Genomic DNA, 24,422 nt, shown 5'->3' with positions numbered 1-24,422 from the left:
TCTATGAAAAAGAAACGTTCCTTTGTTGAAACCGCCATGCGCTATCGCGGCATTGTGTTTATGCTTTGCTGCATTTTGGTGCTGTTTGGCGTTTATGGCCTTTCTGCCAACCGAAAAAATGAGTTCCCTGAATTTACGGTGCGTCAGGGCGTCGTGATTGCTGTTTATCCAGGTGCCACTGTAAAAGAAGTGGAAGACCGCGTGACGAAACCGCTTGAAGACTACATCTTCACTTATGACGATGTCAAAAAGAGCAAAACGACTTCTATGACTCGCGATGGCATGGTGATTGTTCAGGTGGCACTTGAAGATTACGTGTATGACAAAGATGGGTTTTGGAGTCGCTTTAAGCATGGTGTTTCGCAGTTCAAGTCGAGTTTGCCTGCTGGAGTCCTTGCGATAATCGTGATGGATGATTTTGGCGATGCTTCGTCGATGCTCTTGGCGATAGAAAGCAAGAATAAGACTTACCGTGAGTTGGGCGAATATCTGGATGGACTTGCGGATAACTTAAGGCCACTTGAAAGTGTCGGTCGCATTACGCGTTTTGGCGAACAGAAAGACCAAATTTCAATTTATCTGGACAACGATAAACTTTCCCAGTATGGGCTGGGCTACAAGTCGGTGGCGGCATTCCTTTCGGGGCAAGGCCTTGTGAATATTGCGGGAACTTTGAGGGATGGCGAATACAATCACCCGATTTATGTGGAAAGTGGCGTGAATACCTTAGAAAGTGTCCGCGAAACAATTGTGTTTAGCGCACCTGATGGAAGTGTGGTGCGGCTGAAAGATGTTGCCCGTGTGGAACGCGAATATCCTAATCGTACGGCCTACATTGAAGTGAATGGCAACAAGTGCGTGATGCTTAGCATCGAAATGAAAAAAGGCCACGACATCGTGAAAATGGGCAAGGAAATAAAACAGGTGCTTTCGGAATTTGAAAGTAGCTTGCCTGAAGAAGTCAAGATGTTCCGCATTACGGACCAGACGGAAGTTGTCGGCAAAAGTATTGATGACTTTTTGAGAGAAATCTTGGTTGCCGTATTGGCTGTTATTATTGTGGTCGTTCTGTTGCAACCTTTCAAGGTGGCTTTGATTGCGGCTTTGACTATTCCCATATCTGTTTTCATTTCGCTTGGACTTTTCTTTGGCCTTGGCTACGAAATCAATAGCGTAACGCTTGCGGCTTTGATGGTGTCGTTGGGGATGATTGTTGATAATTCCATTGTAATATTGGATGACTATCAGGAACGAATTTATGGATCTTGTACACGCTGGAGAGCGGCAGAACATAGTGCCGTGCATTTCTTGAAATCAATTTTTTCGGCCACGCTTGCCATAAGCATTACCTTCTTCCCGTTTTTGGTGACGATGGATGGAATGTTTAGCGATTTTGTGACAACATTCCCTTGGTCGGTAACTATTGTCCTTACGGTTTCTTTGCTCGTGGCGATATTTATTGTTCCTTATTTGCAATTTGCTTTCTTAAAGCCGAAAACGAAAAAGAAGAGTAAGTTCTCTTTTGAGAATATTTCAAACTATATCTATGAACGTGTTTTAAAAACTTGTTTTAGGTTCCCCAAATTGACCATTCTCGTGGCTGTCGTTTGTGTTGCCTTAGGTACGGTGATGATTCTTTCTCGCCCCATAAAGCTCATGCCGATTGCTGAACGCAACCAATTCTCTGTAGAATTTTATTTGCCGAACGGAACGTCGATTCACCAGACTTCTGCCGTGGCGGATAGCATGAAGCGTATCTTGGAAAAGGATCCGAGAGTCACCTATATTACGACATTCAAGGGATTGTCTTCACCGCGTTTCCACATGACTTATGCACCGCAATTTGCGGGTGAAAATTTTGCGCAGTTTATCGTAAATACAGAAAGCGCTCGTGCAACAGAAGAGATTATCAAGGAGTATTCGGAAAAGTATGTGGACCATTTTGCAAATGTATTTATTCGCTTTAAACAACTCAGCTTTAGCGATGCCGCATCGCCTATAGAAATTAGAATTTCTGATGGAACGGATGAAAGTCGTAAAGTTGCATGTGATAAAGTGAAAAATTATTTGCGGAGTCTCCCGGGAGTTTATCTTGTTCGCAGTTCTTATGGAGAACCCTTGAGCGGGATTAAGGTTTCGCTTGATGAGAATGCTTCGAAGCTTGGGGTGAATCAGTTCTCTCTCGAAGCGATGCTTGCTTCTCGCTACAATGCCGGATTCCCGATAGCCACTCTATGGGAAGGCAATAAAAATGTGCCGGTAGTGCTTAAAGGAACGCATGCCGATTCTGCTAGTTTCTCGGATCTTGAAAATGAAAAAATTGCAACTTATGGTGGGCTTTCCAATGCACCGCTCCGCCAGATTGCAAAGTTCTCGCCTGTGTTTAACGAGGGCGCTCGCGATAGAAGGAATGGTCTCCCGACGGTGACTATTTCTGCCGAAGTCTCGTCTGGCGTCAGTGCGAATGACCTTGCTCTAAAGCATTTTGATTCGCTGAAAAAGTTGACCGCTGACGATGGCGTTAAATTGGAGCTTGGTGGCGAAGCTGCCTCTGTTGTCGAAACGCTTCCCGGACTCCTTAAAGGTCTCGTCGTTGCGGTTGCCATGATGTTCCTTATTATGGTATGGCACTTCCGAAAAATTCGTATAGCGTTCATGCTGTTTTCGTTGCTTTCGCTTTCTATTTTCGGGACGGGCGTTGCCATGTGGATTACAGGTATGGATTTCACGATTACGGGTGTTCTTGGTATGGTAAGTTTGTTTGGAATTATGGTGCGTAATGGAATTATCATGATTGATTATGCCGAAGAGTTAAAGCGCGATGAACATTTGGATTCTAAAAATGCCATCTACAATTCGGCACTCAGGCGTATGCGCCCGATATTCCTAACTTCGGCAGCGGCTTCTGCGGGTGTTTTGCCTATGATGCTGAGTGGGGATGGTCTTTGGGTTCCTATGGCAAACATTATTTTCTGGGGAACGCTTGTTACCATGTGCTTGATTTTGACGGTGCTGCCCGTTGCTTATTGGGGCGTAAGTTGTATGAAATTCAGACGCAGGAAGGTTGTGAGTCGGTAGTGAATGGTTGAAAGAGAACATTCTTTTTGCGTCATTCTGAGGACCGAAGGGACGAAGAATCCAGGGAGTTTATAAAATGAATAAATTGAATAACATAATGGTTGCTCTTGTTTTTGGCTTGTCTGCCTCGTTTGCGGCGGATGTGTATACGCTTGATGATTGTTTGCGTATTGCTCGCGAAAATAATGCGACTTTGAAGAGTGCAAAAGTGAATCGCCAAATGGCGGAAGAAACTGAAGGAAGCGCCTTCCCGGCGTATTTCCCGAAAGTGTTTGCCGGTGGTTTTGCCTTTATCTCGAACGATTTCTTGGTAAAGCAAAAAATGGACCTGTCCAAAGAAATGGAAGGCTTGGGTCAACAAGTTGCACCAGCCATGACGCAGGCGGGATTAGACCCTTCTATATTGGCTGGGCTTCCGACGACATTTAATATGGGAATGGTCGATAAAGGAATTGTCGGACATTTGACTTTGATTCAGCCGATTTTTGTGGGCGGGCAAATTTACAATGGCAACCAGCTCGCCAAAATTGGGACTCGTGCGGCTAAGCTCCAAGAAACTCTTGCCGAAACGGAAATTCGCAAGAATACGGAGACCTACTATTGGCTCATCGTTTCGCTCAGGGAAAAGATGAAGACTCTCGCTGAAGCTGAAAAACAGATAGAAGCGATTTATGGCGACGTGAAAACGGCTGTAGAAGCGGGTGTTGCCGTGAAAAATGATTTGCTCCGTGTGGAACTCGAAAAGAAAAAACTGCAAAGCAATCGTCTGAAGCTTGAAAATGGAATTTCGGTTGCGAAGCTGATGCTCGCACGGCAAATGAACCGCGACAATGCTGACTTTGACTTGGCGGAAACGGATCTCGAAAAGATTGAACCGCCGGAATCTTATGCAATCTCTGCTGATGATGCTGTTGAACGCCGCGCTGAAAGTAAACTGCTTGCCATCAGCCGCGAAGCCGCCGAAAAGGAACGCTCGATGGAGCGCGGCAAGGTTCTCCCGACGGTTGCTGTGGGCGCAAGCCTTTTGTATCAGAACTTACTCGATGATGACGCCGTGAACGGTGTGTTGTTTGCTTCGCTTACCGTACCGATTTCGGACTGGTGGGGCAATAGCTATTCTACCGCAAAATTTGACTTGAAGGCGCAAAAGGCGGCCATCGACGAAGCTGAAAACAAGAACCTGATAAAGGTGGATATTGACGCCAAGTGGAATACGCTGAATGAGTCGTTTCGGCAGATTGAAATTAGCCGCGATGCCGTCGTCCAGGCCGAAGAGAACCTGCGTATGCAGCGCGAATACTACAACGCGGGTACGGCAACGCTCAGCAATATGCTTGAAGCGGAAACATTGCGCCAACAGGCTAGCGATTCCTATACCGAAGCTGTTACCGGCTATTACACTGCAGTTTGTGCCTACCTAGTGGCTACAGGACGGTAAATAGCGCTATAGATAGATGTTTACTCTACTTTCTTCAACACCTTGCACGGATTCCCGACGGCAACGACGCCGGCGGGGATATCGCGGGTCACGACGCTGCCCGCCCCGATGACGCTCCCTTCGCCGATGGTAACGCCCGCGCAGATGGTGACGTTCCCTGCAATCCAGCAGTTGTCCCCGATGGTGATGGGCTTCGCGTATTCGTTGTTCGCAAGCGTCCCGTCGGGTTTCTTGAACATGTTGCGTTCCTGCCAGCGGAGCGGATGCAGTGGAGTGTAGATGGCGACATTCGGGCCGAAAAAGACGTTCTTGCCGATGGTGACGGCTGCGCAGTCCAGAACGGTGAAGTTGAAGTTCGCGAAGGAGTTCTCGCCGATTTGTGTATTCACGCCGTAGTCGAAGAAAATCGGGCCCTGCAGGTACACGCCCGGCTCACGCTTTACGAACAGTTTGTCCAAGATGCTTTTGCGCTCGTCATCCGTCTCGTCGAGGTTGTTGTACTGGCGGCACAGGGAATGCGCTGTCTGACGCAACTTCACGAGTTCTGCATCGGAGGGATCGTAAAGCTCGCTGGCGAGCATCTTTTCTTTTTCGGTCATACTTTAACTCTTAGCGGATAAAGTTCGTGAACACCTTCTTTTCGGCGACAGGCTGCGGGACGCCCGCCTGCTTGCCGGCTTCGATGCTCTTGAGGAGCCATGCCATGTTGCGGCCGAGTTCGCGCATAATCTGCACGCCTTCTTCGTCCTTGAGTACATCTTCGGGACTGGAACCGTGGACCATGTTCCAGTAGCGCGAGGCCACGAGGGGCTGCTGTGCGAATGCGGGGTACTTGTTCAGCGCATCGAGAGTGGCACTGGTGCCTGCGCGGCGTGCCGATGCAACTGTGGCGGCGGGCTTAAAGAGCAGTTCCGCTTCGGCGAGGCCGTAGAGCCTGTCGAGGAACATCAGCATTTCGCCGCTGGGGGAGGCGTAGTAGACCGGCGAACCGTAGACCACCGCGTCGGCGGACTTCAAGATTTCCTTGGCTTCGTGGACGACGGCGTCCGTTTCGCCCTTGAGCACGCGGCCCCCGACAAAGAAGATTTCGGTTTCGATGCCCGCGGCGTTGAGTTCGCCCGCGACAATGTTCAGTGCGGTGTAGGTGCAGCCCTTTTCGCGACGGCTGCCGTTAAACAAGACGACTTTCATGATAAACTCCGGTGAGCTTGATTTTTATACCTGTTGAAAGATACAACATTCTATTGTCATTTTATCAAAGCTAATTCAATTTTAGCCGTAAATAAAGTGAATTTTTCAACATATTTTATAGTAAGTAAAGTTCAATTGGGAGGTTTTATGACGGTTTCAATAAAGGGATTTTCTCTTTTTGCGGGGTCCATCGCATTTTGGGGCACTCTTGCCAGTGCTGCAACGATAAACGTTGACATGGACAAAGAATACCAGCGCATCAGTGGCTTTGGAGCCGCTTCGGCATGGGCTGGCTCCATCACCGACAAGAACGCCGCCTTCCTTTGGGACTCTACCAGTGGCGCAGGGCTTACGCTGCACCGCATCCGCATCGCTCCGGACGGCACCACCTCCGAAACAAGTATCGCAAAAAAGGCAAGTGAATACGGCGTCAAAGTCTGGGCAGCCCCGTGGACTTCCAGATACACTGTAAATTACGACGGTGACAAAAAGCACCTGGATTTCAATCACGCTCAGGACTGGGCCAACACCATCTTGAAGTTTACGCAAGACATGCGGAAGGCTGGCGTTAATCTATATGCAATTTCGTCGCAAAACGAGCCCGACGGCACCGGTGACAACCACTACGAACCCGATGAATTGGCACGTTGGGTCGGCGACTACCTTGGCCCCACCCTCGATACCACGGGCATCAAAATCATTGGCACCGAAGCTATCAACTGGTACGGATTTCCCAATTACAAAAAAGCCTTCTTCAATAATTCCGCCGCCTTGAAATACACGGACATTTTTGGGACGCACGAATACGGCGGAGACCCGGCCGCTTACCCCGAAATTCACGAAGCCGGCAAGGAATTCTGGGAAACCGAAGTCTATGATCTTGGAAGTAACAAGGAAGACGTGGGCATGGGAAGTGCTCTCCGCGTTGCAGGTGTAATCCATGACGCCCTGACTATTGCGAACATGAACGCCTGGCATTTCTGGTGGATTTATTCCTGCAGCGAAGCCAGCTGCGGCAACGGAGCGCTTTGGCCGCAAGGACAAGGCAACCCCGACAACGTGGAGCCCACCAAGCGACTCTGGATTATGGGGAACTTCAGCCGTTTCGCTCGCCCCGGCTCCTGGAGAATCGACGCCACCAAGAATCCGGAAGCAAACGTAAAGGTCACCGCCTACCGCGACTCCCTCAAGACGAAAATTGCAGTCGTCATTCTCAATTCCAAGAATGAGAAATTCAAGGCGGACTTTGACTTCGGAAACACGAAAATTGGAAGTTTCAAGCCCTACGTTACCGACGACAACAATAACCTCAAGGAAGGTGACGAAGTTCAGGTTGACGATACAAAGTGCAGTTACAGCGTTCCGGCCCGCAGTGCAACGACAGTCGAATTCATTCTGTGGCAGGAACCAAAGGTGGAACCGCCCGCAGATTCTACAGAGGCTATCGCCTTCGGATTTTCTGCCCCCAAAAGCCTCCAAATCATATATAAGGTGTTTAGCCCGCTTGGAGCATTTGTCGGCGAATTCCAAGCCGGACATATCGGCGATCTCCGCAACGCCATGACAAGCGCAGGCCTAAGCCGCGGTGTGTATATGGTCAAATGCGGCAATGCCAAAACGCAATACATGGTTTTGAAATAGTTCGACTGTGCTGTTGTTAAATTCTTTATGTCAAAAACCGGTCCAAACAGACCGGTTTGCTCTATGCACATTCAATTTTTTTTTTTGACGATAAAAAGGCCGACTAGTAAGACTCAAAGAAGGCCGTGCTCCTTGAGAATTTTTTCATACTTTTCAGCACGGGATTCCGCTTCGTTGGCGCGGAATTCTGCTTTGTCGGCACGAGATTTCGCTTCGTCGGCACGGCGTTCTGCCGCATTGGCGCGCTCGCGTTCTACGTATACCGCATCATCTATTTCTTGTTGCCAAGTCATATAGCGCTTCCTTGTTTCGTTGTCCGACAGGTACCATTGTCGCTGGCGTTCAATGTCCTTTGTCTCTTGAGAGTTCGCCTTGTTGGTTGCGAAATACTCAAGATACTCCTTGACCGACTTTTCGGCGACATCCTTGTACTTATTGAATATATAAAAATTTTTGAAGCACAGGTCACCCAATTCATGTTCAGAATGACCTTTTTCTAGATTCATGAACTTATAAACCGCTCGCCCTTGCTTGAAAATGTCGTCTGGGCAAATGAATATGACGTACTGTTCCTTGAGGTTGCGATATGATTCGCCTTTGTTCAGGGCTTCGGAGTCACAGAGTGCCTGATAGTAACGGGCTCGTTTCGGCAGTTCGTGGGTGTCTTCTATCTGCATTTCGATGTCGAATGTGCGGAGAATTTCGCCCTTGGGTCCTTGTTCCTTTACAAATACGTCGTAACGGACGCCTTTGTTAAAGGGGCTGTTTTCGGTACTTTTCTCTGGCTCTGGTTCCTGCAAATCAAAAATTTTTATACCAAGAAGAGCCTCCAGGAAGGGCTTTGCAATATGCTTGTGGCTGAACACCAACGCGAACATGAAGCGGTTTGTGATGGTCAACTGTTCAAACGGAATATGGTTTGCTTCCATTTTACTCCTTTGGCCGGGCGATTTAATCCGAGCCGTTTTGGGTTAAATAAAAAAAGAGCCGTTCCTATGTCGATAAATAAATAACGATATAGAAAACGGCTCTTTTGTGAGATTGCCGACTTTACGTCGGCTTATTCACAATATAGCAAGTTAATTTGAAAAGGCTTGTCGGAATTGAAGTCTTGAAATCACAAAATGTGATTTCAAGTTGGGCTTGGGAATGATTTTCGTGGGAAAAATGAGTACTAGCCAAGTTAGACCAAAAAATGTTATATTGCCATTTAGCAATATGATGTACCCCTTCATGACATTAGATGATAATACTGAAATTGTCCATTCCGAAATGGGCAAGGATGGCCGTGTCAAGGTGTACATTGAAAAGCCCGATGCAAAAGATGGTTTTCATCGGGCAACATGCTATTTACCCACTTATACTTGGGAAGATATATTCGGTTTTTCAGATGAGGAAATCGATCGCTATAAGAAGGTGATTGAATCTACGGCTCATTTGATAATGGAATTCTCTCAGAAAGGTGGGTTTAGTAATGCCGCTCAGAAAGTTGAAAACGGCATGGATGCTCTATGGTTTCTGGTAAGTGGAACAATGAAAAGAATGAAGAAATACTAAAAGAGCATCTGCGAACGCCTTACAAGGGAAAGGTTCCCTGATTCGTGGGTTGCTGAATCACAAATTTCAGGAAATTGGCGTTCCCGCACATATATGTGCGGTTGGCTGAGAAAGCCTTGCTCCGCGAGTCTTGTCGCCAAGGGGCATTAGCCTTAACGTATAAAATATTTTTAAGTTCAAAAATGTATATTGAGAATAATCAAAGTGAGAATGGCTATGCCGCAAACTGATATCAATAAAGCATTTAATTTTGTTTTAGATGAGTATAAAAGAAATACTCCAGACAGCGAGTTGATTGATGATGTTAAAAATGTTGCTGCAAAACTGGACAAGAAATCGGTGACAATAGCGGAATATGAACAGAATGGAAAATTTCACCCTTGCACATTGCAACGCCGTTTTGGTTCTTGGTTTAAGGTTCTAGAAATTTGTGGCTTAGAGCCCAGTAGAAGTAAACTAAATATTTCTGAGGAAGAACTGTTTTCTAATTTAGAGAGAATTTGGATTAGTTTAGGAAGACAACCGAGATATAATGAAATCAAAAAGCCTTTTTCAAAATATTCTGCGGGAACATATGAAAATAAATTTGGCAGTTTTCATAAAGCTTTAGAGTCGTTTGTTGCTTATATGTCAAATGGGGCTGAAAGTGAACAAAATGATTCAAGAGCGGATAAGCCTCTTGTTGAAAATAAAATAGCTTCAACGATTACTCACAAAACAAAAAGAGAAATATCCGACAGACTTCGCTTCCAAATTTTAATGAGAGATGGCTTTACATGTAAAACTTGTGGACGCAGCCCAATTAATGAAAAAGGCGTAAAATTACATGTTGACCATATTGTTCCATGGTCCAAAGGCGGAGAAACAATTCCCGATAATTTGGAAACAAAATGTGAACAATGTAATCTTGGCAAAGGAAATGCTTTTATTGACAAGAAGTAGAAAAGGAATTCCGTATGGAATTCCTTTTCTAGTAGGAGATTCCGGCTCGGAGGCCGGAATGACATTTGTGAGCGGGTGTAAGCCGGGCGTTGCGGGCTGGCGATTGAAGCCCGCTAGAAGGGGTAGCGGAAGACCCGGCTGGGGAGGGTATAAAAAGGAGAAGCCCGCTTGGAGGCGGGCTTGACACTTTGGGCGGGGCCGGGGCTGAAGCGAGGGGAAGGCTTTCCCCTCTTCCAACCACCTTACTTCTTCACGTGCCTATGGTACTCTTGGAGGCTGCACACTTCGAATCTTCCGAAGTCGTGCTTGTCCATGAGGCCTTCCACGGTAGAGGTGAGGGCGGCGATGGTCGTGGTGATAGGAATGCCGGACACGACGGCCTTGGAGCGCATCTGGATTTCGTCCACCATGGCTTCGGCGCCGTTTTCGGTGGTGTTCACGATCCACTGCACTTCCTTGTCGTGAATGAGGTCCAACAGGTTCGGGCGGCCACGGGAGATGCGGAACACGGCGCGGGTCTTGATGCCTTCGTTGTAAAGCATCGTCGAGGTGCCGCGGGTGGCGTAAATCTGGTAGCCCATGTCTACGAGGCGCTTGATGAGCGGAACGGCCTTCTGCTTGTCTTCGTCCTTGAGCGAGACGAAAATGTTGCCTTCGCTCGGCACCTTGTTGCCTGCAGCGAGCTGGCTCTTGAGGTAGGCAAGGCCGCGGTCGCGATCGAGGCTCATGACTTCGCCGGTGGACTTCATTTCCGGAGAAAGCGTGATATCCACGCCCGGGAACTTGACGAACGGGAACACGGCTTCCTTGACGCTCACGTAAGGCACGCGGACTTCTTCGGTAAAGCCGATTTGTTCGAGGGATTCGCCGAGCATGCAGCGGCTGGCGTAGCTTGCAAGCGGAACGCCGATGGACTTGGACACGAACGGAACGGTGCGGGATGCGCGCGGGTTCACTTCGATCATGTAGAGTTCGCCGTCCTTCACAGCGAGCTGCATGTTCATGAGGCCGACCACGTGGAGTTCCCTTGCAAAGTCCTTCGCATATTGGCGAACCTTGTCCTGGATTTCCTTGGAAAGCGTCATAGGCGGGATGACGCTTGCGGAGTCGCCGGAGTGAATGCCTGCGGGTTCCACGTGTTCCATGATGGCGCCCACCACGGTGTGCTTGCCGTCGCTGATGCAGTCCACGTCGAGTTCGGTGGCGTCTTCCAAGAAGCGGTCGATGAGAATCGGCTTGCCTTCGCCAATGGCGGCAGCTTCTTCTACGAACTTGCGGAGGTATTTTTCCTTATAGACAATCACCATGCCGCGGCCGCCGAGAACGAAACTCGGGCGCACAAGCACGGGGTAGCCAATGCGGTCGACAATGGCCAAGGCTTCTTCCACGTTGTGGGCGATGCCGGATGCGGCCTGCTTGATACCGACCTTGTCGACCAGCTGCTTGAAGAAGTCGCGGTCTTCGGCGAGGTCAATGTCTTCGGGACTTGTACCTACGACGTTTGCGCCGGCCTTCTTGAGACGCATGGCGAGGTTCAGCGGAGTCTGGCCACCGAATTGCACAATCACGCCCGCGCAGTTTTCGCGTTCGTAAATGCCCATCACGTCTTCGAGCGTGAGCGGTTCAAAGTAAAGCTTGTCGGAGGTATCGTAGTCGGTGGAAACCGTTTCGGGGTTCGAGTTCACCATGATGACTTCGTAGCCTTCGCGACGCAGCGTAAAGGCGGCGTGGCAGCAGCAGTAGTCAAATTCGATACCCTGGCCGATTCGGTTCGGACCGCCGCCGAGCACCATGATGCGCTTCTTGCCGCGGTTGCCGATAATCGTGCGGACCGGTTCGGAATTTTCGGCCCAGCAACTGTAATAATACGGCGTAATGGCTTCGAATTCGCCGGCGCAAGTGTCTACGGAGTAGTAGCTCGGCTTGAGGCCAATCTGCTTACGCACTTCCATGACGTCTTCGGGGCGCTTGTGGAACATGTAGGCAATCTGGATATCGCTAAAGCCGAATTCCTTGGCCTGGCGGAACAGCGGAATGTTCTTAGCGAGGCCGGCGAGAGACTTGGCGGCCTTGATTTCGTCTTCAAAGTAGGCGAGTTCTTCCAAGTGACGCAAGAAGTAGCGGTCAATCTTGGTGAGTTCGTAAAGCTTTTCAATGCTCCAGCCGCGACGGAATGCTTCGTACAGCACGAAGATGCGTTCGGCGCTCGGACGGGCGACTTCCTTGGTGAGCGTTTCGTCGTCGTATTCCTTGAACTTTTCGCACTTGGCGCAGCAACCGAATCCACCGTAACCTGTTTCGAGCGAGCGGAGTGCCTTCTGCATGGCCTGCTTGAAGTTGGTGCCGATGGCCATGGCTTCGCCCACAGATTTCATCTGGGTGCCGAGCGTGGAATCGGCCTTCGGGAACTTTTCGAAGGTGAAGCGCGGAACCTTCACCACCACGTAGTCAAGGGCCGGTTCAAAGCAGCTCGGGGTCGTTTGCGTAATGTCATTGCGGAGTTCGTCGAGCGTGTAGCCCACGGCAAGGAGCGCTGCAATCTTTGCGATGGGGAAGCCCGTCGCCTTGGAGGCAAGAGCAGAAGAACGGCTTACGCGGGGGTTCATTTCGATGATGATGCGGCGACCGGTCTTGGGTTCGATGGCCCACTGAACGTTGGATCCGCCGGTTTCCACGCCGATGGCTTCCATGACCTTCAGGGAGTCGTCACGCATGGCCTGGTAGGCGCGGTCATCAAGGCTCTGGATCGGAGCAACCGTGATGGAGTCGCCGGTGTGCACGCCCATGGGGTCCAGGTTTTCGATGGAGCACACGATAACGGCGTTGCCCTTCTTGTCGCGCATGACTTCCATCTCGAATTCTTTCCAGCCGAGGAGCGATTCTTCGATAAGCACTTCGTTGTTCAGCGAGGCGTCGAGACCACGGTTCACGATGGTCTCGAATTCTTCTTCGTTGTGGGCGATACCGCCGCCCGTGCCGCCAAGGGTAAAGCCCGGACGGATGATGAGCGGCCAGCTTCCGATGGTGTGGGCGATTGCGGTAGCTTCGCTCATGGAGTGTGCGGAACCGGAGCGGGGAAGGTCAAGACCGATCTTGAGCATGGCTTCCTTGAACAAGTGACGGTCTTCGGCGCGCTGGATGGATTCGGCCTTTGCACCGATAAGTTCCACCTGGTAGCGGTCGAGAATGCCACGTTCATTGAGTTCCATCGCGAGGTTCAAAGCAGTCTGACCACCGAGAGTAGGAAGCAAGGCGTCCGGGCGTTCGCGGCGGATGATTTCGTGCAAAATATCGACGCTCAGCGGTTCGATGTAGGTGCGGTCGGCCATTTCGGGGTCGGTCATGATGGTGGCCGGGTTGGAGTTCACCAGCACCACTTCGTAGCCTTCACGGCGGAGCACCTTACAGGCCTGCACGCCGGAGTAGTCGAATTCGCAGCCCTGGCCAATCACAATCGGGCCGGAGCCAATGAGCATAATCTTCTTGATGTCTGTACGCTTAGGCATTCTTCTTGCCTCCATTCAAATTCTTCTGCGCGGCTTTTGCGGTCGCGGTTTTTGTTTTGCTGTTCTTCTGCGCGAGGGCGGCTTTTACGAGCCCGCTGAACAGCGGGTGCGGTGCCGTAGGACGGCTCTTGAATTCCGGATGGAACTGGCAGGCTTCAAAGTAGGGGTGGTTCTTGATTTCCACCATTTCTACGAGCTTGCCGTCGGGCGATGTGCCGGCGATTTTCAGGCCCGCCTTTTCCAAGGCGACGCGGAATTCGCTGTTGTAGTTGAATTCGTAGCGGTGACGATGGCGTTCGCTAATCTTTTCGCTCTTGTAGAGCTTGGCAGCGTTGGAATCCTTCATGAGCTTGCACGGGTAAGCGCCGAGGCGCATGGTGCCGCCCTTTTCGGTGACGTTCTTCTGTTCGTCCATCAGGTCGATGACCGGGTGGGCTGTCTTTTCGTCGAATTCCGTGGAGTTGGCGTCCTTCCAGCCGAGTACGTTGCGTGCAAATTCAATCACGCAGCACTGCATACCGAGACAAATGCCCAGCAGCGGGACCTTGTGTTCGCGGGCGTAGCGAATGGCTTCGCACTTGCCGTTCACGCCGCGGCTACCGAATCCACCCGGAATCAGAATGCCGTCCGCATTCTTGATGAGGCTCGGATTCTTTTCAAGCTCTTCGGCCTCGATGCATTCCACTTTCACCTTGGCGTTGTGTTCCATGCCGGCATGCTGCAAGGCTTCGTGCACGGACTTGTAAGCGTCGCGGATGGCGATGTACTTGCCCACCAGCGCGATGGTGCATTCGTACTTGGGCTGGGTGGCCTTCTTGACGAGCTTGTCCCATTCGGAGTGGATAATCGGGTGCACGCTCAGGCGGAGCTGTTCCAACACGCGGAGGTCAAGTTCCTGCTTGGAAAGTTCGCGGGGCACGGCGTACACAGAATCCGTCACATCCTTTTCTTCGATGACGCATTCGGGCTTCACGTTGCAGAAGAGCGCGAGCTTGTCCAAGTGATCTTGCGGGATCGTCATTTCGGTACGGCACACGAGAATGTCCGGGAAGATACCGATGTTGCGGAGCTCGGCAACCGAGTGCTGCGAAGGCTTTGTCTTGAGTTCGCCAGCTGCCTTGAGGTAAGGCACCAAAACCAGGTGGATAAAGCAGGTGTTTTCCACGCCGACTTCAAAACGGAACTGTCTTGCGGCTTCGAGGAATGGGAGCGATTCAATGTCGCCTGCGACACCGCCGATTTCGCAGAGCACGATGTCTGCGCCGCTTTCGGCTGCAGAGCGGAAGGCGTCCTTGATTTCGTTGGTAATGTGCGGAATCACCTGCACGGTGCCGCCAAGGTACTTGCCCGCGCGTTCCTTCGCGAGTACGGAGGAATAGATGCGGCCCGAAGTGTAGCTCGAAGCCTTGGAACACTGCACGCCGGCAAAACGTTCGTAGTGGCCTAGGTCAAGGTCGGTTTCGTAACCGTCATCGGTCACGAAGACTTCACCGTGCTGGTAGGGGCTCATGGTGCCCGGGTCCACGTTCAGATACGGGTCCAGCTTCTGCATGAACACCTTGTAGCCGCGGCTCTTGAGAAGCAGCGCCAGCGAGGCCGAGGTGATTCCCTTACCGAGCGAACTGACCACGCCGCCGGTAATGAAAATGTACTTGGTCTGTTTTTTTGCGGCAGCTTTAGAGGAGGACATTTTTTACCTCTTTGGGGACTTCAGCGGGCTTGGGGGTGCTGACTTGTTTTGCTTTGAATTCTTCGATCATTTGTCTGAATTCACTAAACAAGTAGAGAGAATCGTTCGGGCCCGGAGCAGATTCCGGGTGGTACTGCACGCTGAATGCCGGCAATTGCGTGTGGCGAATGCCTTCGACCGTGTTGTCGTTCAGGTTGATGTGAGTGACTTCGACTTCTTCGGGGAGCGTAATAGCATCGATCGCATAGTTGTGGTTCTGGCTCGTGATTTCCACTGCGCCGGTCTTCAGGTTCTTAACCGGATGGTTGCAGCCGTGGTGGCCGAACTTGAGTTTGGAAACATTTGCGCCTAAGGCGAGGCCCAGGAGCTGGTTGCCGAGGCAGATGCCCATTAGAGGAACCTTGCCCAGAAGTTGCTTGACGACTGCGACCACTTGCGGGAGGCTGTTCGGGTCGGCAGGGCCGTTCGAAAGGAATACTCCGTCAGGGTTTTTAGCCATGATCTGTTCGTAGGAGGCAGAAATGGGGAGCACCGTCACCTTCATGCCCTGGCTTACCAGGTTTCTCAGAATGTTGATCTTGATACCGAAATCCAGCGCCACGATATTCAAGTCGCCTTCGGTAGAAAGTTCGTAACCGTTGGGGTCGCTGACCTTACTGGCGTAGTCCTGGCCGTCGAGACCTTCCCATTCCTGAGCTTTCTTGATGGCGTCTTCTTCGCTCATTTCTTCGTCAGAAACATGGAGGTAGGCTTTCTGGGCGCCATGTTCGCGAAGGTAAAGCGTGAGGGCTCGGGTGTCTACACCGGCGATACCCGGCTTGCCCTGCGCCAGCATGTAGTCGTGCAGGCTTTCTTCTTTAAGTTCCGGAGAAACCCAGTCCAAGGAATTCACTACGATACCGTTCAGGAACACTTGGCGAGATTCGTTCTTTTCGATATTGGCCGCATAGGCGCCTACTTCGGCAGTGGTAAAGACTACGAACTGGCCCGCATACGACGGGTCGGTGATAATTTGCTTGTAACCTGCCATGCCGGTGTTGAAAACGGCTTCGCCGACGGTGTCGGTCTTGGCGCCAAAGGCGTATCCTCTAAAGACGGCGCCATCTGCCAGTGCCAGAAACGCCTTCTTTTCGCGTTTCGCTTTCCATTGGAACTTGTCTGTCATACGATTCTCATTGCTTTAGTGTTAAAAACTCTATAAAAATAAAGGCAAAAGCCAGAAGCTTTTGCCAAACGATAAAGACGATAAAAAACAGAGAAAAGAAAAATTTTGTGAAATCCAGAGAGTGTGGATTGGTTCCGTTGCGAGATGCTCTCAACGGCTGCGCTCATGTGTGCCTCGATGGATTCCGATATTTTCATCGGGCTCTCAATGTAGTAAAAAAGGGGGTGGACCACAAGGTTTTGTGCGGAATTTGTCTAACATTTTTTAGCGGTTTTCCATAATATGTAAACCGAAATCCCCTAAAACAATAAAACGTAAAAAAGAGACGGAATAAAGCAGCAAAATAGGGAAATTTGGCCAACTTCTATGTGAAGGAATGTATCTTTATAATGGAGGGTTGAAGATGTTTCGCACGTCAGCTCCAGTAACTACTGATGCGGCTTCTAGAGCGCGAGAACCTGCCGATTCTAGCAATTCTTCTAGCTCGGGTCTGTCTTCAAGTTCGATTTTATTGTCTAGCTCTGGTGATTTGTTTTGGGGGATTGGTCGAAAACATGGTGAATCGGGGGGGGCCGTAGAAGAGGCTAAGGCTACGGCAATGCCATAAGTACCTTGTTCTTGGTGGATAATGGCGATTCTGCGGCGGCCTTGAAAACTGCGATGAGTCGAATAGAGGTGAGTTGAAAAAATACGATTGCGGCTACCAAAATAGGGAATATATCTGTTACGAAGGAAAGTGGTTTAGTTCGCAAAGTATCAAGTGCGATTACGGTTGATCCGTACGGATGGGATGAAACTTCTGGATATGGTCCGTCTATAAATAAATCGCTCGGGCACCTAGGTGTCCGAGCGATTTATACTCACGGCGGGATTCGAACCCACGACCCACTGCTTAGAAGGCAGTTGCTCTATCCAACTGAGCTACGCGAGCGTTTGTGGAAAGCAAATATAGCAAAAAGCCAAGGTTTTCGTCAAACAAACGTGTTTGCTCGATGTGTTTTATTCAAAAAAAACGCCCGGATCGAATTCTCGAACCGGACGTTCCATAAGGAGTAGAATCTAGCGGCTAGCCGATTACATCATGCCGCCCATGCCCATGGACGGATCCATGGCAGGAGCTGCCGGCTTCGGTTCCTTCTTTTCTGCAATCACGCAGTCAGTGGTAAGAATCATCGAAGCGATGGAGGATGCATTCTTGAGGGCCGTACGGGTCACCTTGGCCGGGTCAATCACGCCAGCCTTGATGAGGTCTTCGTAGGTGTCAGTCTTGGCATTGTAACCGAAGCTGTCCTTGCCTTCCTTCACCTTGTTCACCACGACAGAGCCTTCGAGGCCAGCGTTGGTGACGATCTGACGGAGCGGTTCTTCGATAGCGCGGCGGATGATGGCTGCACCAGTCTTCTGGTCGGCGTTGTCGAACTTGAGGGCGTCAATAGCCTTTTCGGCACGGATGAGGGCAACGCCACCACCCGGAACGATACCTTCTTCGACAGCGGCGCGGGTTGCGTGCATAGCGTCGTCGACGCGGTCCTTCTTTTCCTTCATTTCGACTTCGGTAGCAGCACCGACCTTGATCACGGCAACGCCGCCAGCGAGCTTGGCCAGGCGTTCCTGGAGCTTTTCGCGGTCGTAATCGCTGGTGGTTGCTTCGATCTGCTTCTTGATCTGGGCGATACGGCCCTTGATAGAAGCGGCGTCACCGGCACCTTCGACGATCGTGGTGTTGTCCTTCGTGATGGTGATGGACTTGGCCTGGCCGAGCACGGTCACCGGAGCGTCTTCGAGCTTGGCACCCGTGTCTTCGGAAACCAGCATACCGCCAGTGAGGATAGCGATGTCTTCGAGCATGGCCTTACGACGGTCACCGAAGCCCGGAGCCTTGACGGCAGCAACCTTCAGGGTGCCGCGCATCTTGTTCACGACGAGCGTTGCGAGAGCTTCGCCATCGACGTCTTCGGCGATGATGAGGAGAGACTTGCCCTGCTTTGCCACGTGTTCGAGCATCGGCAGCAAATCCTTCATGGTAGAAATCTTCTTGTCGTACAGCAAGATGTACGGATTTTCGAGGGCCACTTCCATGCTGTCGGTGTTAGTGACAAAGTACGGAGAGAGGTAGCCGCGGTCGAACTGCATACCTTCGACAACGTCGAGAACGGTTTCAGCGGTCTTGGATTCTTCGATGGTGATGACGCCATCGTTACCGACCTTTTCCATGGCGTTGGCGAGGAGTTCGCCAATTTCGGGGTCGTTGTTTGCAGAAATCGTTGCGACCTGGGCAATGTGTTCCTTGCCGTTGATCTTCACGGCCATCTTGCCGATTTCGGTAATGACGGCGTCAACGGCGGCGTCCATACCGCGCTTGATGTCCATCGGATTTGCGCCGGCGGCCACGTTCTTGAGGCCTTCGCGAGTGATAGCCTGGGCGAGCACGGTAGCGGTGGTGGTACCGTCACCAGCAGCGTCGCTCGTCTTGTTGGCGACTTCCTTGGCCATCTGGGCGCCGAGGTTTTCGTAGGCGTCTTCCAGTTCCACTTCCTTAGCGACAGACACGCCGTCCTTGGTGACGTTCGGGGCGCCGAAGGCCTTTGCGATCATCACGTTGCGGCCCTTAGGACCGAGGGTAACCTTGACTGCGTTGGCGAGTTTGTCGACACCCTTCATCAGGGATTCGCGAGCTGCTACATCAAACTTAAGTTGCTTTGCCATTGTTGTTTTCCTTTTTTATTTAAAACTTTTTGTTGAAAGAGTAGGAAGTAGGCAGTAGACGGTAGACAGTTTAATAGCTAGGCGGCGAAGCCGCGATTGTAAATACTTTCTACTTCTAACTTCCTACTGTCTACTAACCACTACAGAGTAGCGATGACGTCCGATTCCTTCACGATCAGGTAGTTTTCGCCATCGACGGAGACTTCCGTTCCGCTGTACTTGCCGTAAAGCACCACGTCGCCGACCTTGACTTCCATGGCAACGAGTTCGCCCTTGTCGTTCTTGCGACCCGGGCCTACGGCCACAACCTTACCCTGCATCGGCTTTTCCTTGGCGTTGTCCGGGATAAAGAGACCCGAGGAGGTCTTCTGTTCGGCTTCTGCCGGCTTGACGACGATTCGATCTGCAAGAGGCTTAATCATTTTCACTTTTCCTTTTTTGCGGGCTTTTGCGCCCTGATTGAACTTTTTAGTCCAAGTTGGACTATTTTTTTTGTTTCGCCCTAAAATAAGCAATTTCTGTGCCAAGTTCTATTGGTGGGCGATTTGTGTCTATTTTGGTGTTTTTAGGCGTCTTACAGTATCGTTTTGAAACGTTTTTGGCGGCTTTTAAGACTTTAAGGAGGTTGTGTTTTATTTTGAAACAAGGCGTTTTGCTTGTGACGGGCTTGCGGGCGATTCCGTAGTTGTCCACACTTGACGGCATTAATGAAGAAATGTAGACTTTTTATTTTTATTACAATTTTTAAAAATGCCAAATTGTCTATAAAATTTTTAAAATAATGTGGACTTTTTATAGATTTTTTGATTATATTTAGAAAAGGAATTGCTGTAGAGTCTTGTTGTCTAAAGACTACAAATAAGAATAATTTGCGTTCTGTTTTGAACTTTTAGAAATAGATTAGCAGTAAGGCCATTGAAAATGGAGTTTATATGGGTATTGGTTTAAAAACATCGACAATTTTTGCAGGAGTCGTGCTAGCGTTTGGGCTTGCTTCTCCGGCATTTTCGGCTAACCGCCAAATGGAAAATCTTTCGCGCGGTCTTGCTGTCACGAACACGGGCAAGGGTATGCTCGTGAGTTGGCGTCTTTTGGGTACCGACGCTCCGGACGTGGAGTTCAATCTCTACCGCGATGGTGAGAAAATTGCTTCCGTTGGTAAGACGGGTGGCACGAACTACCTGGACGCCGCCGGCAAGACAACTTCCAAATATACGGTCGCGGCAGTAGTTGGCGGCAAGGAAGGGGCCAAGCAGGGTGTTTCCGTGGTGCTCGACAAGACAGTCTCCAACAGCGGAAAGTCTTTCCCGTATAAGACTATTAAACTGGAAGTCCCCGCGGCACAGACGATGCCTGACGGCGAAAAGTGTACGTACACTCCCAATGACGTGAGTACGGCCGACCTCGACGGCGACGGCGAATACGAACTGATTTTGAAGTGGGATCCGAGCAATGCCCACGACAACTCCCAGACGGGCTATACGGGTACGGTATTCATCGATGCCTACAAGCTCGACGGTACGCGCCTTTGGCGTATTGACCTTGGTAAGAATATTCGCGCGGGCGCTCACTACACGCAGTTCCAGGTGTTTGACTACGATGGCGACGGCAAGGCCGAGATGATCGTGAAGACTGCCGACGGCACGATTGACGGTACGGGCAAGGCGATTGGCGACAAGTCGAAGGATTACCGCAGCTCTGCGGGAACCATCCTCGATGGTCCCGAATACCTGACAGTCTTTCGCGGTGTTGACGGTGCGGCGATTTCGACTGTTACGTACGAACCGAGCCGCAATATCTTGAGCCATTCTTCGCCCCAGGCTAAGGGCAAGTGGGGGGACAATTACGGCAACCGCTGCGAACGCTACCTGGCGGCGACGGGCTACCTGGATGGCGTACATCCGAGTGCTATTTTCGTTCGCGGCTATTATAGCTCTGCCTACGTGGCTGCCTACGATTTCGATGGAAAGGACTTGAAGCTGCGTTGGCTCCACAAGTCCGAAGACCCGGACAAGGGGCTTTACGGCGAAGGAAACCACAGCCTCCAGGCGGCTGACCTCGATGGCGATGGTTACGATGAAGTGTTCTTCGGTGCTGCGGCCCTGAACCACGACGGCACGCTGCGTTACCGCACGGGACTTGGCCATGGCGACGCCCACCACATCGGTGATTTGGATCCGGATCTTCCGGGGCTTGAATCCTGGGATGTGCACGAACACAAGAATGCCCAGTACACCGAAGAAATGCGCGCTAATGATGGCAAGATTATTTGGGGCACTCCGCAGCCATCTGCCGAAGGTGTCGATAATGGTCGTGGCATGGCTGCAGACGTTGATTCTGAACATCGTGGCTATGAAATGTGGTCTGCAAAGGGCGGTGGAATGAAGACTGCTAAGGGCAAACTCATTGGAACGCCTGCAGTGTCTCAGAACTTCCGCATTTATTTTGACGGCGATGAGTATGACGAACTCATGGACGGCGCTTTTGTGACCAAGTTCAATTCTACGTCGAAAAAATCTGAAACTTATTTCGATGGTCCATCTGCCCTCGGTGTTACCGGTTGCAATGGCACCAAGAATACGCCGAGCCTTGTGGCCGACCTCTTTGGCGACTGGCGCGAAGAAATGGTAGTGCGTAGCGAAAAGGATCCGACGTTGCTGTACATCGTTTCGACTCCGGTGACAAGCGAACACCGTGTTTATACCTTGATGCACGATGCCACCTACCGCACGGCGGTTGCGTCTCAAAATACGGCCTATAACCAGCCGCCGCACTTGGGTTACTACCTACCTGACATGGTCAAGTCGCTCAAGCAGCCGAGCATCTTCGTGGTGGGCGAGGACCCGGCACCTGCCGACACGACTCCGGTGGTGAACAACGGCAAGTCCGAACTGGATGCCTCTACCCCGAAGGATGGCAAGGGTGTGACGGAAACGACCAACGAAGGCTTCCTCAAGAACGGCTATTATAACTTTGACAATGCGCTTTCGAGCTACGGCACTTGGGAAATCTTCTCGAAGACCGAGGCGAAGACGACGCTTACGGTGCGCTTCACGAACGGTGGCACGACTTCCCGCAACATGGCGGTGAACGTGAACGGCGCTTCTGCCGGCACGCTCAGTTTCGCCTCGACTGGCGATTGGACGAAGTATTCCGAAGCGAAGGTAGATGTGAAGCTGGTCGCGGGCGTGAATACGATTACGTTTACCTCGATGACGAGTGACGGCGGTCCGAACGTCGATATGTTCACCTTCGGTATCGACGGTGTAGAACTCTATGATGGTACACAGAAGATTGATAATCCGACTGCACTTGCGGTAATTCCGTTCAAGAATGGAGTCTCCTTCAATCCTTCTACGGGTGTGCTCTTTACGCCCAAGGCTGGCTTTGCCGAAGTGTACTTCTACGATATGTCCGGTGCTATGCGCATGGGTGTTTCCCGGAATGTAAATTCTGGCTTAACGACTCTGTCGCTTGACCGTGAAATGCTTCCGAAGGGAACTTATCTCGTTAAGGTAATGCTTGACGGAAAGGCTGTTTCGACGAAGAAATTCTCGAAGCTATAAACACCTCACTGCCTAGCCTTGGTCTTTCGAGTGTTGGACCGGGGCTAGGCGATTTTTGGTTTTGGTTATGAAGATGTTTAATAAAATCTGGCAATCTGCCGTAATCGCATCGATGGTCGTCGCTCCGCTCACATGGTCGGCGGTGACCATCTATATGTGTGGCGACTCCACCATGCAGGACTGGGCCGAGGGTTATTACCCCAAGCAGGGGCAGGGTCAGGATTTCCATTTTTGGTTTGATCCGACCAAGGCTACGGTCGTGAATCGCGGCCAGGGTGGCATGTCGCTCGGTGGCGGCGGTCTTGACAAGAAGGGTAATACCGCTGTCGGCTATTACGACATGTTCTTCAAGAAAGGTTGCTCCAATGGCAACTGCATCGCTGAAAAGCTCAAGGCGGGCGACTACGTCGTGATCCAGTTCGGTATTAACGACGTGAACTACAGTACCGAAGAATTCTTTGCTTCGAACATGAAGAAGATGGTGAGCGATGTCCGCGCGAAGGGCGCTTACCCGATTATCATGAGCCCGATTCGTCGTAAGTATTACGATTCCCCGACGCAGATTCACAATAGTTACCGCGGCTACCCGGCACTGAACAAGAGCCTCGCCGAAGAACTCAACGTGCCGTTTATCGATATGAGCGAAATGGTTGCGAACTACATGATTTCTGTGGGTGAACGCTATGCGGAACAGTATGTCTTCAACTATGCGACCAAGTCTGAATACAGCAACTTGGGAAGCGACCAGACAGACGCCGTGCATTTGCAGATGAACGGTGCGAATGCTTTCGGGCGCATTATTACCGAACAGATGCGTGCACATACGGACCCGATTGTGAAAAAGCTCGGTGACTACATGGCGCCCATGTACCAGGTCGAAGTCAAGGTGAGCCCCGAAGGTGCTGCCGAAGCGACTTCGATTAACGCCTATTACCCGAAGGGCATGACCGTGATGCTCAAGACTATTCCGAAGAGCGGCAAGAAGTTCTTGGGCTGGTACGACGGTAACGGCAACAAGGTGGGTGCCCCGAGCCGTTCGAACGTGAAGTCTCCTTACATTCATACGTTCGTGATGGGGAGTGCCTCGACGCAGTTCACGGCGGTTTACGAGGGCGGAACGGCGCAGAAATATACCGGCGATGGTGCTGCGTTAACCGCATTCCCGACCACGACCCCGAAGAGCCTTGACGATGTGACCTTTGTTCCGTTTACCCCGATTGAAGGCAGCACGCAGGATACGGTGAAAATTGACAAGGATATCAAGAAATTCTTTGATGCAAGCACTCCGGATACGGCTGGAATCGGCTGGACTCAGAACGAATGGACTGGCTTTACGGGCGAAGGCTATTACAATCTGGATAATACGAATGCCTCGTTTGCCGCATATAAGGTCAAGTTCCCAGGCGCAGGCTATGTGACGCTTGCGGTGCGCTATGCAAACGGCGGATCGTCGGATCGTATGTTCAATGCTTATTTGGACCATGATTACCTTGTGAGTGCACCGCCGACGGGTGGCTGGGACAAGTGGGATACAGCCTACGTGGTGATGGATGCCCCGCAAGGTGAAGCCGAGCTCAAGATTATGTCGCTTACAAGCGATGGCGCTCCGAATCTAGATGCCTTTGGTTTCAGTATCGACGGCGTTTGCCGCGTAAGCGAAGGCTGCACCGAAGATACGTCGACGACTATTTTGAATAAGGTTCGCGATGTGACTGGCTTTGCCTTGCGTGGCGAAATGCTGCGCCTTGTTGGTACGGAACGTGCTCATGTGAATGTGTTCGATATGAGTGGTCGTCTGGTGGCAAATCGAATTGTCGAAAACGCATCAGAAGTTTCGCTTGCAACGATGGTGAAGTCTGCCGGACTCTACCGCGTTGTGGTTCGCCAGGGCAGTGCCAAGTTTATCGCTAATTATGCGAAGGTAAAATAGAAGTGTGTAATG

General features: G+C 51.0%; 15 protein-coding genes and 1 tRNA gene. 7 read left to right on the top strand and 9 right to left on the bottom strand.

The genetic code is table 11. The annotated features are described in order from the left end of the window. Positions 1 to 3: 3 nt before the first annotated feature. Both B9Y58_RS07470 and B9Y58_RS07465 read left to right on the top strand, forming a co-directional pair. A complete protein-coding gene (locus B9Y58_RS07470) occupies positions 4 to 3,078 on the top strand; it encodes an efflux RND transporter permease subunit (protein WP_073054831.1) in 3,075 nt (1,024 codons plus the stop codon). Positions 3,079 to 3,154: 76 nt separating this feature from the next. Next, positions 3,155 to 4,516, top strand: a complete 1,362-nt coding sequence (locus B9Y58_RS07465; protein WP_083532225.1) for a TolC family protein — start codon at positions 3,155 to 3,157, stop codon at positions 4,514 to 4,516. Between the two features lie 20 nt (positions 4,517 to 4,536). On the opposite strand, the gene B9Y58_RS07460 is transcribed toward B9Y58_RS07465, so the two are convergent. Together B9Y58_RS07460 and B9Y58_RS07455 are read right to left on the bottom strand one after the other, a co-directional pair. Continuing rightward, positions 4,537 to 5,115 (bottom strand): sugar O-acetyltransferase, encoded by a 579-nt coding sequence (locus tag B9Y58_RS07460; protein WP_073054835.1) that lies wholly within the window; start codon positions 5,113 to 5,115, stop codon positions 4,537 to 4,539. Positions 5,116 to 5,125: 10 nt separating this feature from the next. Beyond that, positions 5,126 to 5,707 (bottom strand): flavodoxin family protein, encoded by a 582-nt coding sequence (locus B9Y58_RS07455; RefSeq protein WP_073054837.1) that lies wholly within the window; start codon positions 5,705 to 5,707, stop codon positions 5,126 to 5,128. 147 nt (positions 5,708 to 5,854) lie between these two features. Between B9Y58_RS07455 and B9Y58_RS07450 the strand changes: the two genes are divergently transcribed. After that, a complete protein-coding gene (locus B9Y58_RS07450) occupies positions 5,855 to 7,348 on the top strand; it encodes a glycoside hydrolase (RefSeq protein WP_073054839.1) in 1,494 nt (497 codons plus the stop codon). Positions 7,349 to 7,461: 113 nt separating this feature from the next. Here the strand turns inward: B9Y58_RS07450 and B9Y58_RS07445 are convergent, their stop codons facing one another. Next, positions 7,462 to 8,277, bottom strand: a complete 816-nt coding sequence (locus B9Y58_RS07445; protein WP_073054840.1) for an Rpn family recombination-promoting nuclease/putative transposase — start codon at positions 8,275 to 8,277, stop codon at positions 7,462 to 7,464. 220 nt (positions 8,278 to 8,497) lie between these two features. Here B9Y58_RS07445 and B9Y58_RS14760 point away from each other — a divergent pair, with 220 nt between their 5' ends. Then, positions 8,498 to 8,905: a hypothetical protein gene (locus B9Y58_RS14760; RefSeq protein WP_199220962.1), complete on the top strand. Its 408-nt coding sequence runs from the start codon at positions 8,498 to 8,500 to the stop codon at positions 8,903 to 8,905. A gap of 210 nt (positions 8,906 to 9,115) precedes the next feature. Beyond that, entirely contained in the window at positions 9,116 to 9,847 is a 732-nt protein-coding gene (locus B9Y58_RS07435; RefSeq protein WP_199220959.1) for a homing endonuclease associated repeat-containing protein, read from the top strand. Positions 9,848 to 10,089: 242 nt separating this feature from the next. On the opposite strand, the gene carB is transcribed toward B9Y58_RS07435, so the two are convergent. From carB to groES, 6 genes are all read right to left on the bottom strand, one after another. Then, positions 10,090 to 13,353, bottom strand: coding sequence for a carbamoyl-phosphate synthase large subunit (gene carB, locus B9Y58_RS07430; RefSeq protein ID WP_073054842.1), 3,264 nt, complete (start codon positions 13,351 to 13,353; stop codon positions 10,090 to 10,092). After that, entirely contained in the window at positions 13,346 to 15,043 is a 1,698-nt protein-coding gene (locus tag B9Y58_RS07425; protein ID WP_073054844.1) for a CTP synthase, read from the bottom strand. Before B9Y58_RS07425 ends, carB begins: the two co-directional genes overlap by 8 nt. Then, a complete protein-coding gene (gene carA, locus B9Y58_RS07420) occupies positions 15,030 to 16,208 on the bottom strand; it encodes a glutamine-hydrolyzing carbamoyl-phosphate synthase small subunit (protein WP_073054846.1) in 1,179 nt (392 codons plus the stop codon). Before carA ends, B9Y58_RS07425 begins: the two co-directional genes overlap by 14 nt. A gap of 857 nt (positions 16,209 to 17,065) precedes the next feature. Beyond that, positions 17,066 to 17,139 (bottom strand) — tRNA-Arg (locus B9Y58_RS07410). A 143-nt stretch (positions 17,140 to 17,282) separates the two neighbouring features. Then, a complete protein-coding gene (gene groL / locus B9Y58_RS07405) occupies positions 17,283 to 18,914 on the bottom strand; it encodes a chaperonin GroEL (protein WP_073054848.1) in 1,632 nt (543 codons plus the stop codon). Positions 18,915 to 19,054: 140 nt separating this feature from the next. After that, on the bottom strand, positions 19,055 to 19,336 hold the full coding sequence (gene groES, locus B9Y58_RS07400) for a co-chaperone GroES (RefSeq protein WP_072797286.1): 282 nt from the start codon (positions 19,334 to 19,336) through the stop codon (positions 19,055 to 19,057). Positions 19,337 to 19,846: 510 nt separating this feature from the next. Here groES and B9Y58_RS07395 point away from each other — a divergent pair. Next, the gene (locus B9Y58_RS07395) at positions 19,847 to 22,480 is read left to right on the top strand and encodes a rhamnogalacturonan lyase family protein (protein ID WP_085534890.1); all 2,634 of its coding nucleotides are present in this window, start codon (positions 19,847 to 19,849) and stop codon (positions 22,478 to 22,480) included. Between the two features lie 67 nt (positions 22,481 to 22,547). Beyond that, positions 22,548 to 24,410, top strand: coding sequence for a GDSL-type esterase/lipase family protein (locus B9Y58_RS07390; protein WP_073054852.1), 1,863 nt, complete (start codon positions 22,548 to 22,550; stop codon positions 24,408 to 24,410). The last annotated feature ends 12 nt before the right edge of the window (positions 24,411 to 24,422 follow it).

This window comes from Fibrobacter sp. UWB15 (assembly GCF_900177705.1).
Lineage (GTDB): Bacteria > Fibrobacterota > Fibrobacteria > Fibrobacterales > Fibrobacteraceae > Fibrobacter.
Note: the sequence above shows the minus strand (reverse complement) of the source record. Positions and strands in the feature narration are given on the sequence as shown.